Annotated in this window: 20 protein-coding genes; 6 read left to right on the forward strand and 14 right to left on the reverse strand. The window is 66.8% G+C overall.

Annotated elements, in window-relative coordinates; genetic code table 11:
* Window positions 1–24: 24 nt before the first annotated feature.
* The gene (locus NM962_00510) at window positions 25–1,458 is read left to right on the forward strand and encodes an NAD(P)/FAD-dependent oxidoreductase (protein ID UVO12688.1); all 1,434 of its coding nucleotides are present in this window, start codon (window positions 25–27) and stop codon (window positions 1,456–1,458) included.
* Window positions 1,459–1,546: 88 nt separating this feature from the next.
* Here NM962_00510 and ilvC read toward each other — a convergent pair whose 3' ends face one another.
* The 5 genes from ilvC to NM962_00535 form a co-directional block, all read right to left on the reverse strand.
* Window positions 1,547–2,548, reverse strand: a complete 1,002-nt coding sequence (ilvC, locus tag NM962_00515; GenBank protein UVO14925.1) for a ketol-acid reductoisomerase — start codon at window positions 2,546–2,548, stop codon at window positions 1,547–1,549.
* A 54-nt stretch (window positions 2,549–2,602) separates the two neighbouring features.
* Window positions 2,603–3,115 (reverse strand): acetolactate synthase small subunit, encoded by a 513-nt coding sequence (gene ilvN, locus NM962_00520; GenBank protein UVO12689.1) that lies wholly within the window; start codon window positions 3,113–3,115, stop codon window positions 2,603–2,605.
* Window positions 3,115–4,989 carry an acetolactate synthase large subunit gene (locus NM962_00525; GenBank protein UVO12690.1) on the reverse strand — a complete coding sequence of 625 codons (1,875 nt, stop codon included), beginning with the start codon at window positions 4,987–4,989 and terminating at the stop codon, window positions 3,115–3,117. The genes ilvN and NM962_00525 overlap by 1 nt, the downstream gene beginning before the upstream one ends.
* 206 nt (window positions 4,990–5,195) lie before the next feature.
* Window positions 5,196–6,050: a metal-dependent hydrolase gene (locus tag NM962_00530; GenBank protein UVO12691.1), complete on the reverse strand. Its 855-nt coding sequence runs from the start codon at window positions 6,048–6,050 to the stop codon at window positions 5,196–5,198.
* Entirely contained in the window at window positions 6,047–6,763 is a 717-nt protein-coding gene (locus tag NM962_00535; GenBank protein UVO12692.1) for a TetR/AcrR family transcriptional regulator, read from the reverse strand. The genes NM962_00530 and NM962_00535 overlap by 4 nt, the downstream gene beginning before the upstream one ends.
* 91 nt (window positions 6,764–6,854) lie before the next feature.
* Here NM962_00535 and NM962_00540 point away from each other — a divergent pair, with 91 nt between their 5' ends.
* Window positions 6,855–7,193 (forward strand): PH domain-containing protein, encoded by a 339-nt coding sequence (locus NM962_00540; protein UVO14926.1) that lies wholly within the window; start codon window positions 6,855–6,857, stop codon window positions 7,191–7,193.
* A gap of 38 nt (window positions 7,194–7,231) precedes the next feature.
* On the opposite strand, the gene NM962_00545 is transcribed toward NM962_00540, so the two are convergent.
* Entirely contained in the window at window positions 7,232–8,041 is an 810-nt protein-coding gene (locus tag NM962_00545) for a DoxX family membrane protein (GenBank protein UVO12693.1), read from the reverse strand.
* A gap of 133 nt (window positions 8,042–8,174) precedes the next feature.
* Between NM962_00545 and NM962_00550 the strand changes: the two genes are divergently transcribed.
* Both NM962_00550 and gjpA read left to right on the forward strand, forming a co-directional pair.
* The gene (locus NM962_00550; protein ID UVO12694.1) at window positions 8,175–9,296 is read left to right on the forward strand and encodes a PQQ-dependent sugar dehydrogenase; all 1,122 of its coding nucleotides are present in this window, start codon (window positions 8,175–8,177) and stop codon (window positions 9,294–9,296) included.
* A 313-nt stretch (window positions 9,297–9,609) separates the two neighbouring features.
* Complete coding sequence (gene gjpA, locus NM962_00555; protein ID UVO12695.1) at window positions 9,610–10,638, forward strand: outer membrane porin GjpA; 1,029 nt, start codon at window positions 9,610–9,612, stop codon at window positions 10,636–10,638.
* A gap of 61 nt (window positions 10,639–10,699) precedes the next feature.
* Here the strand turns inward: gjpA and NM962_00560 are convergent, their stop codons facing one another.
* The 3 genes from NM962_00560 to tenA all read right to left on the reverse strand — a co-directional run bounded on the left by NM962_00560 (window position 10,700) and on the right by tenA (window position 15,020).
* Window positions 10,700–12,328 (reverse strand): TIGR03767 family metallophosphoesterase, encoded by a 1,629-nt coding sequence (locus NM962_00560; GenBank protein ID UVO14927.1) that lies wholly within the window; start codon window positions 12,326–12,328, stop codon window positions 10,700–10,702.
* Between the two features lie 479 nt (window positions 12,329–12,807).
* Window positions 12,808–14,313 carry an Asp-tRNA(Asn)/Glu-tRNA(Gln) amidotransferase subunit GatB gene (gene gatB, locus NM962_00565; protein ID UVO12696.1) on the reverse strand — a complete coding sequence of 502 codons (1,506 nt, stop codon included), beginning with the start codon at window positions 14,311–14,313 and terminating at the stop codon, window positions 12,808–12,810.
* Between the two features lie 38 nt (window positions 14,314–14,351).
* Window positions 14,352–15,020, reverse strand: coding sequence for a thiaminase II (gene tenA, locus NM962_00570; protein ID UVO12697.1), 669 nt, complete (start codon window positions 15,018–15,020; stop codon window positions 14,352–14,354).
* Window positions 15,021–15,057: 37 nt separating this feature from the next.
* On the opposite strand from tenA, the gene NM962_00575 reads away from it, so the two are divergent.
* Complete coding sequence (locus NM962_00575) at window positions 15,058–15,444, forward strand: DUF2237 domain-containing protein (protein ID UVO12698.1); 387 nt, start codon at window positions 15,058–15,060, stop codon at window positions 15,442–15,444.
* A 31-nt stretch (window positions 15,445–15,475) separates the two neighbouring features.
* On the opposite strand, the gene NM962_00580 is transcribed toward NM962_00575, so the two are convergent.
* The 4 genes from NM962_00580 to gatC all read right to left on the reverse strand — a co-directional run bounded on the left by NM962_00580 (window position 15,476) and on the right by gatC (window position 18,823).
* A complete protein-coding gene (locus tag NM962_00580; GenBank protein UVO12699.1) occupies window positions 15,476–15,850 on the reverse strand; it encodes a hypothetical protein in 375 nt (124 codons plus the stop codon).
* 67 nt (window positions 15,851–15,917) lie between these two features.
* A complete protein-coding gene (locus tag NM962_00585; protein UVO14928.1) occupies window positions 15,918–16,949 on the reverse strand; it encodes a 6-phosphofructokinase in 1,032 nt (343 codons plus the stop codon).
* A gap of 96 nt (window positions 16,950–17,045) precedes the next feature.
* Window positions 17,046–18,527, reverse strand: a complete 1,482-nt coding sequence (gatA, locus tag NM962_00590) for an Asp-tRNA(Asn)/Glu-tRNA(Gln) amidotransferase subunit GatA (protein ID UVO12700.1) — start codon at window positions 18,525–18,527, stop codon at window positions 17,046–17,048.
* Window positions 18,524–18,823, reverse strand: a complete 300-nt coding sequence (gene gatC, locus NM962_00595; protein ID UVO12701.1) for an Asp-tRNA(Asn)/Glu-tRNA(Gln) amidotransferase subunit GatC — start codon at window positions 18,821–18,823, stop codon at window positions 18,524–18,526. Before gatC ends, gatA begins: the two co-directional genes overlap by 4 nt.
* A gap of 168 nt (window positions 18,824–18,991) precedes the next feature.
* Here gatC and NM962_00600 point away from each other — a divergent pair, with 168 nt between their 5' ends.
* A complete protein-coding gene (locus NM962_00600) occupies window positions 18,992–19,657 on the forward strand; it encodes an amino acid-binding protein (GenBank protein UVO12702.1) in 666 nt (221 codons plus the stop codon).
* Here NM962_00600 and ligA read toward each other — a convergent pair.
* Window positions 19,654–21,762 carry an NAD-dependent DNA ligase LigA gene (gene ligA, locus NM962_00605; protein UVO12703.1) on the reverse strand — a complete coding sequence of 703 codons (2,109 nt, stop codon included), beginning with the start codon at window positions 21,760–21,762 and terminating at the stop codon, window positions 19,654–19,656. The genes NM962_00600 and ligA overlap by 4 nt on opposite strands.
* Between the last annotated feature and the right edge of the window lie 7 nt (window positions 21,763–21,769).

Below are 21,769 nucleotides of genomic sequence, written 5' to 3' on the forward strand. Positions count from 1 at the left end.
CGGGTCGCTCCCTACTATCGACGGATGGATGTCACCGTCGTCGGTAGTGGACCCAATGGCCTAGCTGCCGCCGTCATCTGTGCCCGCGCGGGTCTGTCGGTTCAGGTCCTGGAAGCCCAGCCCACGTTCGGCGGCGGCGCCCGCACCGCCGCCGATCCGGAATTCAGTGACGTCGCCCATGACATCTGCTCAGCAGTGCACCCGCTCGGATTGGCGTCGCCGTTCTTCACCGAGTTCGATCTGGCCGCCCGCGGTGTGCAGCTGACGTCGCCGGAGATCTCCTATGCCAATCCGCTTGATCACCGGCCAGCAGCAATCGCCTACCGGGACCTGGACCGCACCTGCGCAGAGTTGGAGCACGGTCCTTCCTGGCGACGGCTGCTCGGCCCACTGGTCGCCAACAGCCAAGCCGTAGTGAAGTTTCTGCTGGGCGACAAACGGTCCGTCCCGTCCGGGATCGCGACGGTCGCCCGGCTTGGGCTGCGGATGGCCGAGCAGGCCGGCCCGGCTTGGAACGCGACGCTGTCCGGCGACGATGCCCGCGCCCTCTACACCGGGGTGGCCGCGCACACGATCTCGCAATTGCCGTCGGTGACCTCGGCCGGCGCGGGCATGATGCTGGCGACGCTTGGCCATACGGTCGGCTGGCCCATCCCGGTCGGCGGCAGCCAGGCGATCACCGGTGCACTCATCGCGGACCTAACCGCGCACGGTGGCCAGCTGGCCACCGATTACCCGGTGAGAAAACCGCCCCGTGGCGTGGTGCTGTTCGACACCGCCCCGACCGAGTTGCTGCCGATCTACGGGGACGCGCTACCGGCCCGGTATGCGAAGGCACTGCGCCGTTACCGGTTCGGCTCTGCGGCCGCCAAGGTCGACTTCGTGCTCTCCGATGAGGTGCCGTGGAGCGATCCGCGCCTAGCGCAGGCGCCCACGCTGCATCTCGGGGGCGACCGCAAACAGATGGCCCAGGCCGAAGCTGCGATCGCCGCCGGTCGGCACGCACCACAGCCGATGATCTTGGCGGCGCTACCGCATCTGGTCGATCCGTCTCGCATCGATGCGGCTGGACGCCGCCCGATGTGGGCCTATGCCCACGTTCCGGCCGGCTCGACCGTCGATCAGGCCGAGACCGTGACGGCAGGCATCGAGCGATTTGCCCCCGGCTTCCGCGACATCGTGGTCGCGGTGCGATCCGTGCCCGCAGCCCGGCTGGCAGACCACAACGCCAACTACGTCGGCGGCGATATCTCCGCCGGAGGCAACAGCGCGTGGCGGGCGCTGGCCGGGCCAACGCCTCGGGTAAACCCTTGGGCCACAGCGATTCCCGGGGTGTACCTGTGCTCAGCAGCCACGCCGCCGGGCGCCGGCGTGCACGGAATGGCCGGCTACTACGCCGCGCGCACCGTACTGCGACGCGAGTTTGGGATTGACCGGCTACCGAGCCTGGCTCCCTAGCCTCCGACGACGCCGAGCGTGTACTCAGCGCGAGAAATCAAACGAAAACTCGCACTGAGTACACGCTCGGCGCGTGACGACGGACCTGCTAGGCGGTCTCGGTGATGGGCCGGTCCACCCAGCTCATCAGGTCGCGCAGCTTCTTGCCGGTGACCTCGATGGGGTGCTCGGCGTTCTCCTTGCGCAGACCTTCGAGTTCCTTGTTGCCGCCCTCGACGTTGGCCACCAGGCGCTTGACGAAGGTGCCGTCCTGGATGTCGGACAGGATGTCGCGCATCCGCTGCTTGGTGTCGGCGTCGATCACCCGCGGACCGGACAGGTAGCCGCCGAACTCCGCGGTGTCACTCACCGAGTAGTTCATCAGGGCGATGCCACCCTCATACATCAGGTCGACGATCAGCTTGAGCTCGTGCAGCACCTCGAAGTAGGCCATCTCCGGGGCATAGCCCGCCTCGACCATCACCTCGAAACCAGCCTTGACCAGTTCTTCGGTGCCACCGCACAGCACGGCCTGCTCACCGAACAGGTCGGTCTCGGTCTCCTCCTTGAAGGTGGTCTTGATGACGCCGGCCCGAGTGCCGCCGATGCCCTTGGCGTAGGACAGCGCCAGCGCCTCGCCCTCGCCGTTGGGGTCCTGCGCAACCGCGATCAGCGAGGGCACACCCTTGCCGTCGACGAACTGCCGGCGCACCAGGTGGCCGGGGCCCTTAGGCGCGACCATCCCGACGGTGATGTCGGCGGCCGGCTTGATCAGGCCGAAGTGGATGTTGAGACCGTGGCCGAAGAACAGCGCGTTGCCCGCCACCAGATTCGGCTCGATGTCGTTAGTGAAGATCTCAGCCTGGGCGGTGTCGGGGGCAAGCAGCATGATCACGTCCGCCCACTTGGCCACCTCGGCGGGGGTGTCGACCTCTAGACCCTGCTCGGCGACCTTGGCGCGCGACTTCGACCCTTCCTTGAGGCCCACCTTCACCTGCACACCGGAGTCGCGCAAGCTCAGCGAGTGCGCATGCCCCTGGCTGCCGTAACCGATCACGCCGACCTTGCGGCCCTGGATGATCGACAGGTCAGCGTCGTCGTCGTAGAACATCTCAACTGCCACTGGTTTTCTTCCTTACTATCTTTTCTGGCTTTTTCTGGGGGACTATTTGGTCGTGCCGATGCCGCGCGGACCGCGAGACAACGATACGAGACCCGATTGGACGATTTCGCGGATGCCATAGGGCTCCAGCACCCGCAGTAGCGCATCGAACTTGGCCGGCGTGCCGGTGGCCTCGATGATCAACGACTCCGGAGAGACATCGATCACGCGCGCGCGGAACAGGTTCACCGCCTCGACGATCTGTCCGCGCGTACTGGCGTCGGCACGGACTTTGATCAGCGCAATCTCGCGGGAGACGGAGTTGTCCTCCTCCTGCTCGACGATCTTGATGACGTTGATCAGCTTGTTGAGCTGCTTGGTGATCTGCTCGAGCGGGGTGTCCTCCACCGAGACCACGATCGTCATCCGCGACATGTTCTTGGTCTCGGTGGCGCCGACGGCCAGCGACTCGATGTTGAAGCCGCGGCGGGAGAACAGGGCCGCCACCCGCGCCAGCACGCCGGGCTTGTCCTCGACCAGCACCGAGAGCGTGTGGGTCTTCCAACCTGTCGCCATCACGCGTGCCCCTCGTTGTTCTCGTCGTCGAATAGCGGACGGATGCCGCGTGCAGCCTGGATCTCGTCGTTGCTGGTGCCGGCGGCCACCATCGGCCACACCTGCGCATCCGCGCCGACGACGAAGTCGATCACCACCGGGCGATCCGTGACTGCCTGGGCCGCCTTGATCACGTCTTCGACGTCTTCCTCACGCTCGCAACGCAATCCGACACAGCCCAGCGCCTCGGCCAGCATCACGAAGTCGGGGATGCGGTGCGAGTGGGTGGCCAGGTCGGTCTGGCTGTAGCGCTCCCCGTAGAACAGGGTCTGCCACTGCCGCACCATGCCCAGGTTGCCGTTGTTGATCAGCGCAACCTTGATCGGGATGCCCTCGATCGCGCAGGTGGCCAACTCCTGGTTGGTCATCTGGAAGCAGCCGTCGCCGTCGATCGCCCACACCTCGGCGTCCGGACGGCCCATCTTGGCGCCCATGGCCGCCGGGATCGAGAAGCCCATGGTGCCCAGGCCCCCGGAGTTCAGCCAGGTGCGCGGCTTCTCATACTTCACGAACTGCGCGGCCCACATCTGGTGCTGGCCGACGCCGGCAACATAGAGCGCGTCGGGTCCGGCGATGCGACCCAGCGTCTCGATGACGAACTCCGGCGACAGGCTGCCGTCGCTCTGCGGTCCGTAGCTCAGCGGGTAGGTCGAGCGAACCCCGTCGAGGTAGCTCCACCAGTCGGCGAGATCGAGGGAGCCCGGCGTCTTCTCGTGGCGCAGTACCTCGAGCAGTTCGGTGATGACGGCCTTGACGTCACCGACGATCGGGACGTCGGCGTGCCGGTTCTTGCCGATCTCGGCGGGGTCGATGTCGGCGTGAATCACCTTGGCATCCGGGGCGAACGAATCCAGTTGGCCGGTGACCCGGTCGTCGAATCGGGCGCCCAGGGTGATCAGCAGATCCGAGCGCTGCAGCCCGGCCACCGCTGCAACCGTGCCGTGCATACCGGGCATCCCCAGGTGCTGACGGTGGCTGTCCGGGAACGCACCGCGGGCCATCAAGGTGGTGACCACCGGGATGCCGGTCAGCTCGGCCAGCTCGGCCAGTTCCTCGCAGGCATCCCCACGAATCACTCCGCCGCCCACATAGAGCACCGGGCGGCTCGCGGCCGCGATCAGCTTGGCGGCCTCGCGGACCTGCCGGCTGTGCGGCTTGGTGGTGGGCTTGTAACCGGGCAGGTCCAGCCGCGGCGGCCAGGCGAAGGTGCACTGGCCCTGCAGCACATCCTTGGGGATATCAACGAGAACTGCTCCGGGCCGTCCGCTTGCCGCGATGTGGAACGCCTCGGCGAGCGCACGCGGGATGTCGTCACCGTTGCGAACCAGGAAGTTGTGCTTGGTGATCGGCATGGTGATGCCGGAGATGTCGGCCTCCTGGAAGGCGTCCGTGCCGATCAGCTGGCGACCGACCTGACCGGTGATCGCGACCACGGGGATGGAGTCCATCTGCGCATCGGCCAGCGGGGTGACCAGGTTGGTGGCACCGGGCCCAGAGGTGGCCATGCACACCCCGACCCGTCCGGTGGCGTGCGCGTAGCCACTCGCCGCGTGCCCGGCGCCCTGCTCGTGGCGGACCAGCACATGGCGCAGCTTCTTCGAGTCGAAGAGCGGGTCGTAGACCGGCAGAACCGCGCCGCCGGGGATACCGAAGATCACGTCGACGTCGAGTTCTTCCAGCGACCGGATCACCGATTGGGCGCCGGTCATCTGCTCCGGCGGGACTCGCTTGGCGGGTGACTTGGCCTTGTCGGAAGCTGCGTCCGAGGCCGAAGCCCCGTTGGCGGCTTGCGACGGTGCCGACCGCTCCGGCGGTCGCGTGGTGGGTGCGCTCACGGTTTCCTCTTTGTCTTCGACGACTGTGTCTTTGGGGACTGGTGGCAACAAAAAACCCCCGCCAGCTCAGCTGCTGCACGAGGGTTGCGCGTCGGTGTTGGAAGTTCAGGCAACAACCAACGCGCAGTGGGCTACTACGAGCATGCCGTTGTCCATAGCAGACGACGGTAGCCGCTGGACCGAGCATGCGTCAAATGACCGAGCACTCAGTTGAGGTGGTCGACCAGCGATCCCTGCTCGCCGAACAGCTCCGCCTCCCAGTGCTGCAGCAGTGCTGCATTGTCTTGGTCATCGGGATGGAAGCCCGGACGCAGGTACTCCGCCAGCCGGCGGAAGACCGCGCGGGTCAAGAACGGCGATCGCCGCAGGTTCGCAAAGCTGCGGACGGTTCGCACCGGGTTGTAGGCAGCCCGGTCTGCGAAGAGCGAGATGATGGTGTTCACCACGACGGCAAGGGGAAAGGTGAACCGGATTACCTTCATCACCTTGATCCGGCGGGCCTCATCGCCGCCGACCGCCCGGTACACGTCGAACGCCACCGAGCGGTGCTCGGATTCCTCGATGGCATGCCACAACAGCATGGACCGCACTTCGGTCGTGCCGAGCAGAGCCTGCGCCCGCTCGTCGGAGAGCAGGGTCTCGGCGAAGACCGCGGTGAAATGCTCCAGTGCGGCGGTGATGGCCAGGCAGGTCAGCGGAGAGAACCGTCGTTCGATGACCGCCTGGCGGCGGTTCACCAGCCGGTCGATCCTGCGGGTCGGGTAACCCATCTCATGCAGGCGCTCATTAAGTGCACGATGCTCGCGCCCGTGGGTGACCTCCTGGCCGATGAATCCCTTGACCTGATCTTTGAGAACGGGGTCGGTGATCTGGTCGGCGTAGCGACGCACCGAGCGAATGAAGAAATCCTCGCCCTCCGGGAACACCGCCGACAGGTGCGCGATCATGTGGCTCATCACCAGGTCACCCTGAACGAAGTGGCGATTCAGGGACGCCACCGGGTAGTTGAACCGGATGCGACGCGGCTGCACCGCCGGGTGGCGGTTCTCGTTGGTGGTCATGGCTCTCTCTTGGGTTGGGGGTCTGCAAAGCCGGTCGCCAGTGGTCGAACCAGCATTTTGAAGGCGTCAAGAATCTCGTTGGTGGCCACCGGTTCGTGCCCCTCTATCGACCGTGACATCGCCAGGCCGTTCATCAGCACGAAAGCCATCTGCAAGCCGATGCGCGACCGCGGGACGGCGACATCGGCCGGGTCGGCCGGGCCGAGCAGTTGGTCGTAGACCCGCTCGCAGGCTTCCGCAAACTGCCGATCCGTCTCGATGACCGCCGGGGCCAGCTCCCGGTCGGTGCGTGCCGCCACCCACAGCTCGTGCGTTGCGGTGAAGGTCGGACCGGAAAACATCGACCACAGCAGATCGAAGGCCTCGTCGAGCTTGTCGGCGGACGGGTCCAGCCCCGCCATCAACACCTCGAACTCTTCGATGCGGCGGTTCAGCGAGAACTCGATGGCGGCGGTCAGCAGGCCGACCTTGGTCGGGAAATGTCCCTGCAGCGCCCCCACCGAAACGCCGGCACGGCGGGCTACCTCGGTCGTGGTAGTCCCCTTGAAACCGACCTCTACCAGCGCGTCAAGCGTCGCGTTGAGCAGCGCATGCCGAGTCTCGGCGGTGCGCTCCGCCTGGGTTCGGCGGGGTTTGGTCGGCGACACGCGTTCATCATGCAGCACATAAAATAAGTAGTCAATATTTATTTTTACCGCGGCGCTGCCCGCCACCCAACGGGTCCGACGACGCCGGCGGTGACATCATGCGGGGGTGGCCTCTCCCTCCCCCGATCCCGCACCCTTGGTGATCCGCATCTCGCCGATGGCCCACTTCGCGGTCGGCTTCCTGGCCCTCGGCCTGCTGATCCCCGTGTTGACTTGGCCCGTAACCACGCCCCTGATGGGGCTGCCGATCCTGCTCTCTGCGCTGGTCGCCCGGTGGCGAACCGTGGCCGACGCGCAGCAGATCACCGTGCGGACCCTGACGAGCAGCCGCTCGATGGGTTGGGATGCCATCGACGGATTGGGATTCAGCCGCGGGTCCTGGGCACGGGCGCACCTGCGCGACGGTGAGACCGTGCGGTTGCCTGCGGTAAGTTTCGCCACCCTGCCGCTGCTGACCGAGGCCAGCGGCGGGCGAGTGCCGAACCCATATCGCTGAATCGTTAGCCGGGAGGGCGGCGATTCGCCACTGCCGTGCTAGCCCAGTGGGTTGGCCCCGTTGAGGAACACCCACATCGCGATGCCCCCAGCAATGCCGAGAACCAGGGCCGCGATGGATCCGATAAAGGGCCGCCGGGCCCAGCCGCGGTCGCCATCGAGGCCGTACCGTCCGGGGCCGACCAACACGATCGCAACCGCCACCACGATCAGAATGACGTGGTATTCGTGGCCGTCGGGCAGGAAAAGGTCGAACCGGCCCTGGTTGTGCGACGAGACGCCGGTGAGGACTCCGTTGATGAAATAGGCCAACGCGCCGGCCGCTGCCAGCGGCGTGAACAGTCCGAGCACCAGCAATAGGCCGGCGGCGATCTGCCCGCCCCCGGCCGCGTAGGTCAGCATGTCGGCGTGTTGGTAGCCGGCCGCGGCGATAGAACTCTTGAAGTCGGCCAGCCCCTGACCACCCCACCACCCGAACAGCTGACGCAGCCCGTGGGCCACCAACAGCACACCGAGGCCCAGCCGCAGGATCAGCAGACCGAGATCTTGGGTGCCCCGCCGGTCCAGGACCCGGAACGGCTCATCGGCATCGGCGCCGGTGGCAGCTCCGACGCGGCCTGGGTTAGCCTGCGGCTCCGCGTACGGCAGCGGGTGGTAGCCGGTGCCCACCGCACGAGTACCGGTGGGGTCGTAAGCCGGAATGGCCGCAGTCTCGAAATCACCGGTGTAGGTCGGTGATGGCATGTCGTCCTCCGGATCTACCAGACGTGCCGACTTGGGACGTCCTTTTCCTGCGTCGGCAGTCTCACCCGGCCGACGCCAGTGTGAGCCCTCACCATGACTCGTCACCCTGCAAGGGTAAGGGCAACCCCGGCACGATTGGGGATTTGAACGGCTTCGTTAGCGAATCGAATCCAGCCCGGTACAGCCCTGGGGTGGGCGTCGTGGCGAAACCCGACCCGGTGTCCGTAACCTGACGGGCATGCGGATGCGCGGGGTGGTTCACCGGGTGCCTGTCGTACTGTGCGCGGCACTCCTGGTTCTGACAGGCTGCGCACATTTCGATGACGCTCAGTCTCAACCGTTCACCACCGTGCCGCGGCGCGGAATGGCGCCCCCCACGACTCCCCCGCCGCCGCCACCGCTGCCCGCCAATCCGTTCCCGAAACAATGCCCGGCCCCCGGCGTGATGCAGGGCTGCCTCGAGAGCACCAGCGGCCTGATAATGCATGGCGACAGCAAATCGGCTCTCGTCGCCGAGCGGACCACCGGTGCGGTCAAAGAAGTCTCACTGTCCGCCGAACCGAAGGTGAAGACGGTCATCGGCGTCGACCCGGCCGGTGACGGCGGTCTGATGGACATCGTGCTGTCACCGACCTACACGCAGGACCGGTTGATGTACGCCTACATCAGCACGCCCACTGACAACCGGGTGATCCGGATCGCCGACGGTGACGTTCCCAAAGACATCCTGACCGGAATCCCCAAGGGCGCAACTGGCAATACCGGTGCGTTGATCTTCACCAGTCCGACCACCCTGGTCGTCTTGACCGGCGACGCGGGCAATCCTGCCGCGGCGGCCGATCCGGGCTCGACCGCCGGGAAGGTGCTGCGCATCGAGCAACCCACCACCATCGGCCAAGCTGCGCCCACCACCGCGCTAAGCGGGATGGGCGCGGGCGGCGGGCTGTGCATCGACCATGTCGACGGCTCGCTTTACGTGACCGACCGAACGCCAAGCGGCGACCGGTTGCAGCGCATCACCAAGGATTCCCGGGTGTCGACGGTGTGGACCTGGCCGGACAAGCCGGGCGTAGCCGGTTGCGCCGCGATGGATGGCATCGTGCTGGTCAACCTGGTCAACACCAAGCAAACGGTGGCCGTGCGATTGGCGGCCGGCACCGGATCTGTCACCAGTGAGCCCGAGGTCATGCGCCAAGACACCCACGGCCATGTCTGGGCCGTCAAGATGTCGCCGGACGGCAACGTCTGGGGCGCGACGGTGAACAAGACCGCCGGGGATGCCGAGAAGCTGGACGACGTGGTCTTCCCACTATTCCCGTCCGGTGGCGGGTTCCCGCGCGCCAACGACGACAAGGACTAGGGGCCCGACTCCGCACCGCGTCCCCTGACCGGCGTCGCAGCTGGCGCTGCTCGAGGCTCCATTCACGCGCGACCGCAGACTCCTGGACGCCACTTTGGCCCACTCGCAGCGGCCGCGTTTCCTCCTCCCGGCACGAAGTTTCTGAGAATTATCTGTTAATCAATTTCTTGCGATCGGCATATTCCCAGGTCGCCTAGGGCATTCTTGGGCTGACCTTGGCTTTTGTTAGCAGTTAGTTGATTTGCGCATAATCTACTTTCAAGTAGCCTTTCGTTGCCGTGGCAGCTGTCACGCATACGTAACTAGGAGACCAATGCACCACTTCGCCCCCGCTCCGTGGGTCGCAGCAGGCGTCGCGCTCATCGGCGCCGGCGCCGTCGCCGCCACCCCGGTCACCGTTCCGCTGCCCGGCCTGACCGCCACGCACTCCGCTGTGGCGCTGACCGCTGACTTCGACCCGTTCGGCGCGTGGCAGGACGTGTTCGCCACCGCCAAGGACAACGCCAGCACACTGTGGGACCACATGTCCGCGGTGCCCGGAGTCGCCACGCAGCAGCTGATCGCCGACCTGATGCATGGCACGTCGATCGACCCGCAGGCCGTCTTTGAGGCGATCGTGCAGCCCAACATGGCGACTGACCTGCCGATGTCGCCACTGCTGCTGAGCAATGACGCGCTGCAGGCGCTGATCACGCTGGTGATGCCTCAGTACATGCCCGACGACTTCCCACTCAGCACCGACCAGCTCACGCCGATTCTCTCCTTCCTGGCGTCACCGCTTAGCGGGGTGCTGATCGGTGCTATCGGCCCTTCCATCAGCCCGCTGGTGGCACTCGGCAACAGCGTCAGCGAGATCAGCACCGCGCTGTCCGCCGACGACCCGGACTGGACCGCAGCACTGCAGGACGTGGCTAACATCCCTGCCAACATGGTCGGTGGACTCCTCAACGGGGCCACCATCAATCTGGACGCGCTGCTGCCGACCCTGACCGAGGCCGGCCTGCTGCCGGCGGACCTGGACGTCACCGCGCTCAGTTACACCTTCGGCGGGCTGCTGTCGCCCGGCGTCACCGGCACCGACGTCGAGGGCTTCATCAACGAGGTCTCCGACGGCAGCTCCCCCGGCATCGGCGGCTCGATCATCAACGGCCTGGGATTGACCACCGGCCTCATGGGCTTCCCAATGGTGGTTGAGGGTCAAGGCGTCGGGCTGCTGGGGGCGTGGCAAAGCCTGCAGGAGATCATCGCCATGACGCTCGGCTGGGACGGCGTGGGCAGCCCCTTGGGCGGCGAGGACGCCATGGCCTCGCTGGCGAGCGACATCTTCGGTATGTCCGTGTAGAACCCTGCACTACAGAAGTGGCCCCCTTCACCGCGAAGGGGGCCACTTCTGCGTTGCGCCGTCAGTGCAGCGGATGAGCCAGCAGCAACTCGCAGTTGCGATCCGCCACGGCGCCGAGGCGGGCGTCTTTGCGGTGCAGGTCGTTGTAGGACAGCTCGCGATACAGGCTCGCCAGACCGGTGGGACTGAGGTCGCTGGGATCCGCGGTGAACGGTGCCTGGGCCTCGACCAGCGGGGTGAACAAGCTCAGCGTGCCGTCGTGATTGTCGGTGACTTCGATGATCCTGGCGAGCTGCGGATAGTCGATGTGGCTGGCCGTGTTGATCTCCCAGAAGCTCTGCTTCGGGGTGGGGCCCTTGTGCGGGATCATCTCGTTGGTGTGCGTGTGACCGTTCACCCATGCGATCACATTCGGCCGCTCCAGCAGTGCCGCGACGAGCGATGCGCCCGTATAGAGCTTCTCGCCAGGATGATTCGGATCCGGCAGGCCAATATTCATGGTCCGTGAGGTGTGGTGGCTGAACAGGATCACCAACTGGTCTGGGTGCGCATCGATTTCCGCCAGAACGAACCTTAGCTGGGTTTCGTTGATCGAGCCGTCCGACAAACCGAAGTCGTTGGTGGTGTTCAGCGCGACACCCAGCACACCAGGCGCCACCTGGAAGCTGTACCAGGTGGGCCCATCCGGGTCCGTGAAGCCATGCCCGACCGGTCCGGGACCGGTGATGGCGGGCTCGAAGTGCCGACGAACATACTGGCTCAACGTGAATGGCCCGCGTCGCTGATCCACCGTTGCAGGCAGGAACGGGCCACCGGACTTGAGCTGCAACAGGATCGGGACGAGCTGTGAGGGATCGGCGCACAGCGCCTTGGCAATGGCGATCGCCGAGGGATCGCTATGCGGCAGATCGAATTTGATCGGCGACGTGTACATCCAGTCCAGCAGACCGTTGGGAACGGTGCCCAGCAGCTGCTCATCGTGGTTGCCCACCACCGAATACCAGGGCATGCGCAGACCCGGGCTGACGTGCGCAGAAATCGCAGCAGACAGGAAACCTGGAATCTGCTGAAATCCCTTGCCCTTGTAGCTGTCCCAATAGGGCGACTCGGCCAACCAGTAGTCCGACGAGCCGTGTACCTGCACGCCCTCATAGCGATGCGGTGCACCGGTGTTGGGGGTGATCGACCCTCCCGACATCACCGTCAGAAACCAGTCGAGTTCGATCAGCTCTTTGTTGTCGGTGTTGTCCCCGGTGGAGACCAAGCAATCGAATGGCCGGCCGGTGAACGGCCCGCCGGGAAGCGCATTGAGTTGCTTCACCAGCGAGACCGCACCCTGGGTGGTCAGTGTCTCGTGCGGCCGGTAGGCCGACGAGATAAACGGGTGGACGAACTCGAACCGGGCCGGACTCTGCGCGTCGGTGAGGTGCAGATCGGTGACTTGGACGAACGCCGTCAACGCGGTGCGGGCCATCTCGCGCGCGGAGCCCGCGGTGGCCAGCTCCTGGCGGATGTACAACGGCCACCCACTGCCGGCAACCAGCGGCCGGTAGCCACCCGCTTGGGCCATGCCCGGCGTGCTGACCACATCCAAGGTGGTGCCGGTTGGATTCGACGCCAGCAGCGCCGCCGGTTCGGCATGCGCCAAACGGGAACCCATACCTGCGGCAGCGCCGGCGGCCGCGGCCATTCCGGCCTGAAGAAAACTACGACGGGACAGGCTCACTACACCGGCACCGGATTCATCCGGGGACGCGACACGATCAAACGCATGACGCGAAACGCTATGAAATCACCAAGAAGACAGCCACAGGAGTAATGGTTTTGTCTCAGGTTTGAGGCCCGCTCGGCTCCGCCCCGTTTCCAACCGGTGATTAACTACCACGGGACCGGCCAGCGCCAACCACACCGGTCAGTTCTCACAGAAGTATTACTGACTCCGCCCGGACGCCTTAAATATCGGGCTTACCTTGGGTTTCAACGGGCCGAAAGCAGTGACTCACGCAGAACGTCACCGCCGCCGCATACTCGCCCGACGAGCGAAAAGGATGACCACGCAATGTTGATCGACTTTCGGTGGCTGCAGTTCATATTCGACCACCGTGACCACCAGGGCTCCCGCCAGCTGCCGCAGACTCGCGGCGCCACCGCCGGCTGAGGCTGCCGCGACTACCCGCCGCAGGCAGCCAGCACCAACTCCCGCACCCGGGCGGCGTCGGCTTGGCCTTTGGTCGCTTTCATCACGGCACCGACGATAGCGCCAGCGGCCTGCACCTTCCCGCCCCGAATCTTCTCGGCCACATCGGGATTGGCGGCCAAGGCTTCATCGATCGCCGCCTGGATCACCGAGTCGTCACGCACCACAACCAGGCCCCGGTCGGCCATCACCTGAGCGGGCTCTCCCTCGCCGGCGAGCACCCCTTCGACCACCTGCCGGGCCAGCTTGTTCGACAGCTCGCCCGAATCCACCAGCGCCACCACCGCGGCGACCTGCTTCGGCGTGATCGCCAGGGCGTCCAGTTCGACGCCGGCCTCGTTGGCCTTCTGCACCAGGAAGTTTCCCCACCAGGCCCGGGCCGCCTCGCTGGAGGCTCCGGCCGACACGGTGGCGGCCACCAACTCAACCGCGCCCGCGTTGACCAGATCGCGCATAACCTCGTCGGAGACGCCCCACTGCTCCTGGATCTTCTTGCGGGACAGCCACGGCAACTCCGGGATGGTCTCTCGCAGCCCGGCGACCAGCTCCGCGGATGGCGCCACCGGCTCGAGGTCGGGTTCAGGGAAATAGCGGTAGTCCTCCGCGGTCTCTTTGGCCCGGCCCGGGCTGGTGTAACCGGCCTCATGGAAGTGCCGGGTCTCCTGGACCACGGTGCCGCCGCCGGTCAACACCGCGCCCTGGCGTCGCATCTCGTAGGTCACCGCCACCTCGACACTCTTGAGCGAGTTAACGTTCTTGGTCTCAGTTCGGATGCCGAATTCGGCTGCCCCGGTGGGCTTCAGTGACACGTTGGCGTCGCAGCGCATCGATCCCTGGTCCATCCGCACGTCGGAAACGTCCAACGCCCGCAGCAGATCCCGTAGCGCGGTCACGTAGGCCCGAGCGATCTGCGGGGCACGATCACCGGCGCCGGTGATGGGTTTGGTGACGATCTCGATCAGCGGCACGCCGGCTCGGTTGTAGTCGACCAGGGATTCGCTGGCGCCCTCGATGCGGCCGGTGTCGCTGCCCACGTGGGTGAGCTTGCCGGTGTCCTCCTCCATGTGTGCACGTTCGATGTCCACCCGCCACACCGACCCGTCTTCCAGCGGTACGTCCAGGTAGCCGTTGAAGGCGATTGGCTCGTCGTACTGGGAGATCTGGTAATTCTTCGGCTGGTCGGGGTAGAAGTAGTTCTTGCGCGCGAACCGGCACCAGGAGGCGATGTCGCAGCCCAGCGCCAGCCCGATCCGGATCGCCGATTCGACCGCGGCGGCATTGAGCACCGGCAGCGAACCGGGCAGGCCCAGACACACCGGACACACCTGGGTGTTCGGCTCGGCGCCGAATGCCGTCGAGCATCCGCAGAACATCTTGGTGGCCGTGGACAGCTCGACGTGCACTTCCAGGCCCAGCACCGGGTCGAAGCGGGCGATGACGTCGTCGTAATCGAGCAGTTCAGCGACAGCAGAGGTCATGGGTCCAAAGTCTAGGTGACCCCCTCAGCCAGACTTGGTCACACCGGCCAGTCCTCCATCCGGTAGGCGGCATCGAAGAACATCCATTCATAGCGGGCGGCGGTGTGAAGATGCCGGCGCATCAGCTCCCACTCCGTTGCCGGCAGATGTGTACCGATGCGGTCGGTGACGGCAAGCACCGCCTCGACCACCGCCTGGTACTCCTGGCCCGCGTATGTATCGATCCAGCGCGCAAAAAGCGGCTCCGGTGAGCCGTGGCGCTGCAGGTGTTCACCCACCCGGGCGTAGACCCAGTAGCAGGGCAGCACGGCGGCGACAGCCTCTGCATACGATCCGGACGCGGTGACCGCCAGCAGGTAGCTGGTGTAGGCCTGGGTGGTCGGGGCAATCGGCAGTGCGGCGGCAGCCTCAACGTCGAGGCCCAGATCCGCCAGCAGCCCGGCGTGCAGTTCCGCTTCAGCGGTGATCGCCGCGCCGGCGTGTTCGGCGAACATCGTCAGCTCTGACTCGATCGGCGCCTTGGCCGCACAGATCGCCAGTGCCCTCGCATAACCGCGCAAGTAATGCGCGTCCTGCACCAGATAGTAGCGAAACTGGTTGCGCCCCAACGTCCCCTTGGTTAAGCCGGTGACGAACGGGTGCTCGCAGATCTGCCGATAGATGCCGTCGATGTGCCCCCACAGCCGCTCACGGTTCCGCTCGGTCATACCTCACGGTAGGTGACGGCGCCCTAGACTGTGCCCCATGCCCGACCGCAACGTACTGGGCGGCCCTCTGGAGCCGTGCGGTAGCGACCCGATCACCGGCTTCTACCGCGACGGTTGTTGCTCATCGGGGCCCGAGGACATTGGCCTGCACACGATTTGCGCCGTCGTCACCGGCGAATTCCTGGAACACCAGCGTTCGATCGGTAACGACCTGTCCACGCCGATGCCGGCCTATCGGTTCCCTGGGCTGACGCCCGGCGATCGCTGGTGCGTCACCGCGCTGAACTGGTTGCGGGCCCACCGCGATGGCTGCGCCGCGCCTGTGGTGCTGGCCGCCACCCATGAACGCACGCTGGAGGTGGTCGCCCTAGAGGTGCTGGCGGACTACGCCGTCGACGTGCCCGATGACCCGAGCGACCTCTGACCTTGACCGGCTTTCGCCGGCAACCCGAGGATCAATAGCCGAGTATTGCGCCGACGCCGCCGCCGCTGTTTTGCTGCACGCGCTTTTCGTACCAGACGAATTCCTCGACCAGGGGGCCGTCCTCGGGGCAGTCGGCGATCACTGACCCGGCCAGCAGTCGCCCGGTCTGGTCCGCGGGCAGACCACTGGTCGCCAGGATGTGGCTGACGGCATGCTTGACTCCCGCCAGATTCGGCTCGTCGTTGATGAATGCGCAGACATCACCACCGTGATCGGTGACGTAGTCGCCTATCTGGTCACCACTGGCGTGGGCCGGTACAGACAGCACCAGTCCCATCGGCAGACCGCACAGCACCGCGGCAGACAACGCCATCTTTCCCATACCCCACCCCCAGCCTTCGTCCATCGGGCAACACGAAGCACAACCTCACCATTGTGCGGCCATTTCGCGGTGTTGTCACGCCACACGCGAGCTAGCCGAAGAACGCCGCCGCATCGTCGTAGCGGCTCTGCGGCACCACTTTGAGCTGTCGGACCGCATCGGCCAACGCCACCCTACCGATCTCCTGGCCACGCAGCGACACCATCATTCCGTATTCGCCGGCGTGGGCGGCGTCGGCGGCGTTGACGCCGAAGCGGGTCGCGAGGACCCGGTCGTAGGCAGTCGGGGTGCCGCCGCGCTGCACGTGGCCCAGCACGGTAGTGCGGACCTCCTTCTTGACGCGCCTTTCGATCTCGACTGCCAGCTGGGCGGCCACGCCGGTGAACCGTTCGTGGCCGAACTCGTCGACACCGCCGGCCCGTAGCTCCATGGAGCCGGCAGCGGGTTTGGCCCCTTCGGCGACGACGCAGATGAAGTGCGACGACCCGTGTTGGAAGCGCTGCTTGACCAGCCGGCACACCTCTTCGACGTCGAAGGGTTGCTCGGGGATCAGCGTCATGTGGGCGCCGGAGGCCAGGCCGGCGTTGAGCGCGATCCAGCCGGCGTGGCGGCCCATCACCTCGACCAGCATCACCCGCTGGTGAGATTCGGCAGTGGAGTGCAGTCGGTCAATGGCGTCGGTGGCGACCTGCAGCGCGGTGTCGTGGCCGAAAGTGACATCGGTGCAGTCGATGTCGTTGTCGATGGTCTTGGGTACCCCGACCACCGGGACGTTCTCCTGCGACAGCCAGTGCGCCGCAGTCAAGGTCCCCTCACCGCCAATAGGGATGAGCACATCGATGCCGTTGTCATCGAGGGTCTGCTTCACCTGGGCCAGCCCGGCGCGCAACTTGTCCGGGTTTACCCGGGCGGTCCCGAGCATGGTGCCGCCCTTGGCCAGCAGTCGGTCGTTGCGGTCGTCGTTGGCCAACTGGATGCGCCGGTTCTCCAGCAGGCCGCGCCAGCCGTCCTCGAATCCGACCACCGTCGAGCCGTAGCGGGAGTCGCAGGTGCGCACCACCGCCCTGATCACCGCGTTCAATCCCGGACAGTCGCCGCCGCCGGTGAGCACTCCGATCCGCATGGTCACCATCTTGCCGGGGTTGGCGTCCCTACGCCGAGCAGACACAGAATCGCGCTAAAAGTGCCCAACGAATGCGATTCTGTGACTGCTCGCGGATTAGATCGCGCTGGCCAGCTCCCCGCGGGCCGCCTCGTAGGCAGCGCCCACCCGGTACAGCCGGTCATCGGCCAGCGCCGGCGCCATGATCTGCAGACCCACCGGCAGCCCGTCGTCGCCGGACAGCCCGGACGGCACCGACATGCCGCAGTGTCCGGCCAGGTTCAGCGGCAGCGTGCACAAGTCGAACAGGTACATGGCCAGCGGGTCGTCAACCTTCTCCCCCAGCCGGAACGCCGTGGTGGGCGTCGTCGGCGAGATCAGCACGTCCACCGACTTGTACGCCTCGTCGAGGTCGCGCGCGATCAGGGTGCGCACCTTCTGGGCCTGGTTGTAGTAGGCGTCGTAGTAGCCGGCCGACAGCGCGTAGGTGCCGAGCATGATGCGCCGCTTAACCTCAGGACCGAAGCCGGCCGCGCGGGTCAACGCCATCACCTCCTCGGCGCTGTGGGTGCCGTCGTCGCCGACCCGCAGCCCGAAGCGCATCGCATCGAAGCGCGCCAGGTTGGACGACACCTCCGACGGCAGGATCAGGTAGTAGGCGCTCAGCGAGTAGTCGAAGTGCGGGCAGTCCACTTCAGAGATCTGCGCGCCCAGCGCTGTCAACTGTTCGACGGCGGCGTTGAACGACGCCAGCACGCCGGGCTGGTAGCCCTCCCCACTGTGCAGCTGGCGCACCACCCCGATCCGCACACCCGACAGATCACCGGTGGCCCCGGCGCGCGCGGCGCCGACGACGTCGGGCACCGGTACGTCCAGCGAGGTGGAGTCGCGCGGGTCGTGCCCGGCGATCACCGAGTGCAGCAGCGCGGTGTCGGCCACGGTGCGTGCGCACGGCCCGCCCTGGTCCAGCGACGACGCGCACGCCACCAGCCCGTAGCGGCTCACGGTGCCGTAGGTGGGCTTCACGCCGACGGTGGCGGTCAGCGCGGCCGGCTGGCGGATCGAGCCGCCGGTGTCGGTGCCGATGGCCAGTGGCGCCTGAAACGCCGCCAGCGCCGCGGCACTGCCGCCGCCCGAGCCGCCCGGCACCCGCTCGACATCCCACGGGTTGCGGGTCGGACCGTAGGCGGAGTTCTCCGTCGACGAGCCCATGGCGAACTCGTCCATGTTGGTCTTGCCCAGGATCGGGATGCCCGCTGCGCGCAGCCGCGCGGTGACGGTCGCGTCGTAGGGGGCCCGCCAGCCTTCCAGGATCTTCGATCCGCAGGTCGTGGGCGCGTCGACCGTGGTGAACACGTCCTTGAGGGCGAGTGGCACCCCGGCCAGCGCCGACGGTGCCGCGCCGGCGGCGATCGCCTGGTCGGCCGCTTCCGCGGCGGCCAAGGCCTCGTCGGCGCCGACGTGCAGGAACGCCCCGTAGCGATCGTCGGTGGCCGCGATCTGGTCGAGGTGGGCGCGGGTGACCTCGACCGAGGACACCTCACGGGCGGCGATCTTGGCCGCCAGGGTGGCCGCGTCGGATCGGATCAGCTCACTCACTGGCTCTCCCCCAGGATCTGCGGAACCGCGAAACGGTTCTCGGCGGCACGCGGCGCGGCGGCCAGCGCCTCGGCCTGGGTCAGCCCGGCGACAATCTCGTCCGGCCGGGTGACGTTGACGTCCTTGAGCGGGTTATCGGTCGCCTCGACGCCAGTGACGTCGACAGCCTGAATCGTGCTGACATGGGTCAGGATCGCATCGAGCTGGCCTGCGAAGCCGTCCAACTCGGCGTCGGTCAGCGCCAGCCGGGCCAACCGGGCCAGGTGGGATACGTCGTCACGGGAGATCTGGGACACGGGTGCAAAGCCTAGCGTCGGTCGCAAGCGCGGCGAAGCCGGGCGCTGCGGGCCGACGCCATCAGATCAGTCGTCCGCTCACGCCGAGCGTTAAGCCAGCGTGCGGTGGCGAGCGTGAAGTCAGACTCACTCGCGGCGCGCCCGGACGGGCTGTGGGAAGGTTTGCCCATGCCTTCCTATCTGCTGCGCGTCGAACTCGACGACCGCCCCGGCAGCCTGGGTTCGCTGGCCGTGGGTCTGGGCTCGGTGGGCGCCGACATCTTGTCGCTGGACGTTGTGGAACGCGGAAGCGGCTCGGCGATCGACGACCTGGTGGTCGAACTGCCGCAGGGGTCGATGCCTGACGTGCTGATCACCGCCGCCGAACGGTTGCCCGGAGTTCGGGTGCACAGTATTCGCCCGCACACCGGACTGCTGGATGCGCACCGTGAACTCGAGCTCATCGACCACGTCGCGGTCGCCGGCGACCGCAGCGCCAAGTTGCAGAAGCTGGCCAACGAAGCGCCGCGGGTGCTGCGGGTCAGCTGGTGCGCGGTGCTGCGCAGCGATGGGGACGACGGGACGTTCCGTCGGCTCGCCGGTAGTCCGGGCATCCCGGAGACTCAGGTCAGCGCGGTGCCGTGGCTGCCGATCGAGCAGGCCGCTGCCTTGGACAACACTGCCGCCTGGGTGCCGCCGGTGTGGCGAGAGATGGATGTCGCCCTGGCGGCCGCGCCGCTGGGCAACCCCCGCACCGCCGTCGTGCTGGGCCGCACCGGAGGTCCGGCCTTCCTGCCCGCCGAAGTGGTCCGGTTGGGCTATCTGGCCGGGATCGTGGCAACGCTGCTGCGCTAGTCGGTCTGTGCCGAGTCGTCGTCCGGGGTCTCGCTGCCGCTATCCCCCGGACCGTTCTCCAGCAGGGCGCGGAAGCCCTCCTCGTCCAGGACCGGCACCCCGAGCTCGACGGCCTTGTCGTATTTGGAGCCGGGCGCGTCGCCTGCCACCACGTAGGCGGTCTTCTTCGACACCGACCCGGCCGCGCGCCCGCCGCGCACCACAATCGCCTCCTTGGCCTGGTCGCGGGAGAAGCCGGTCAGCGAGCCCGTCACGACGATGCTCAGACCTTCCAGGGTGCGTTCGATGCTCTCGTCGCGTTCGTCGGCCATCCGGACCCCGGCCGCTCGCCACTTGTCGACGATGGCGCGGTGCCAGTCGACGTCGAACCATTCGGTGACCGCGGCGGCGATGGTGGGGCCGACGCCCTCGACGGCGGCCAGCTGTTCCGTGGACGCCTCGGTGATCGCGTCCAGGCTGCCGAATTCGGTGGCCAGCGCCCGGGCCGCGGTCGGGCCGACGTGACGGATCGACAACGCCACCAACACCCGCCACAGCGGTTGGGATTTGGCCTTGTCCAGGTTGGCCAGCAGTTGCCGGCCGTTTTTGGACAGCGCGCCGTCCTTGGTCGTGAACAACTCGGTGCGCAGCAGGTCGTCCTCGGTGAGGGTGAACAGATCGCCCTCGTCGGTGATGACGCCGGCGCCCAGCAGCGCGATCGCCGCTTCGTAACCCAGCGCCTCGATGTCGAAGGCGCCGCGCCCGGCGACGTGGAAGACTCGCTCGCGCAGCTGCGCCGGGCAGGACCGGGCGTTCGGGCAGCGGATGTCGACGTCGGCTTCCTTGGCCGGGGCCAACAGGGTTCCGCATTCCGGGCAATGGGTCGGCATGACGAACTCCCGCTCGCTGCCGTCGCGCAGGTCGACCACCGGCCCGAGCACCTCGGGGATCACGTCACCGGCCTTACGGATCACCACGGTGTCCCCGATCAGCACGCCCTTGCGCTTGACCTCCGAGGCGTTGTGCAGGGTGGCCAGCGACACCGTGGAGCCGGCGACCTTGACCGGGGTCATATAGGCGAACGGGGTGACCCGGCCGGTGCGGCCGACGCTGACCCGGATATCGACCAGCGTGGTCTGAGCCTCCTCCGGCGGGTATTTGTAGGCCACCGCCCAGCGCGGTACCCGGGAGGTGGCGCCGAGCCGGCGCTGCAGCGACCGGTCGTCGACTTTGACGACGACACCGTCGATTTCGTGTTCGACGGCGTGGCGGTGTTCGCCCCAGTAGCTGATGCGTTCGGCCACCGCGGCCATCCCCTCGACCCGGGCGGTGTGGGTGGAGACCGGCAGCCCCCAGGCCTTCATCGCGGAGTAGGCCTCATGCAGGGTGTCGGGGCTGAATCCTTCGGCGTAGCCGAGGCCGTGGCAGACCATCCGCAGGTTTCGTCGGGCGGTGACGGCCGGGTTCTTCTGCCGCAGGGAGCCCGCCGCGCTGTTGCGGGGGTTGGCGAACGGCGGCTTGCCGTCGGCGACCAGGCCGGCGTTGAGGGTTTCGAAGTCCTCCAGCCGGAAGTACACCTCGCCACGTACCTCCAGCACCGCCGGGACCGGGAATTCGGTATCGGTGTTCAGGAATTCGGGGATGTCGGTGATGGTGCGCGCGTTGAGCGTCACGTCCTCACCGACCCGGCCGTCGCCGCGGGTGGCGCCGCTGACCAATCGGCCGTTGCGATACACCAGCCCGAGCGCCACCCCGTCGACCTTGAGTTCGCACAGATAGGCGGTATCGCCGCCGATCTCGCCGATGACCCGGCCCGCCCAGGCCGTCAGCTCGTCGGGTGAGAACACGTCTTCCAGCGACAGCATCCGCTCCAGGTGCTCAGCGGGCGTGAATTCGGTGGTGAACCCGGCACCGCCCACCAGCTGGGTGGGTGAGTCGGGGGTGCGCAGTTCCGGGTGCGCGTCCTCCAGCGCGAGCAGCCGGTTGAACAGCCCGTCGAAGTCGGCGTCGGTGATGATCGGCGCGTCTTTGATGTAGTAGCGGAACTGGTGCTCGCGCACCTCTTCGGCCAGTTCATACCACTGCCGCCGGAGGTCCGGGGGGACGCTGTCGGCCTCTGGACTCACCCCCGCA

This window comes from Mycobacterium sp. SVM_VP21 (assembly GCA_024758765.1).
GTDB classification, from domain to species: domain Bacteria; phylum Actinomycetota; class Actinomycetes; order Mycobacteriales; family Mycobacteriaceae; genus Mycobacterium; species Mycobacterium heraklionense_C.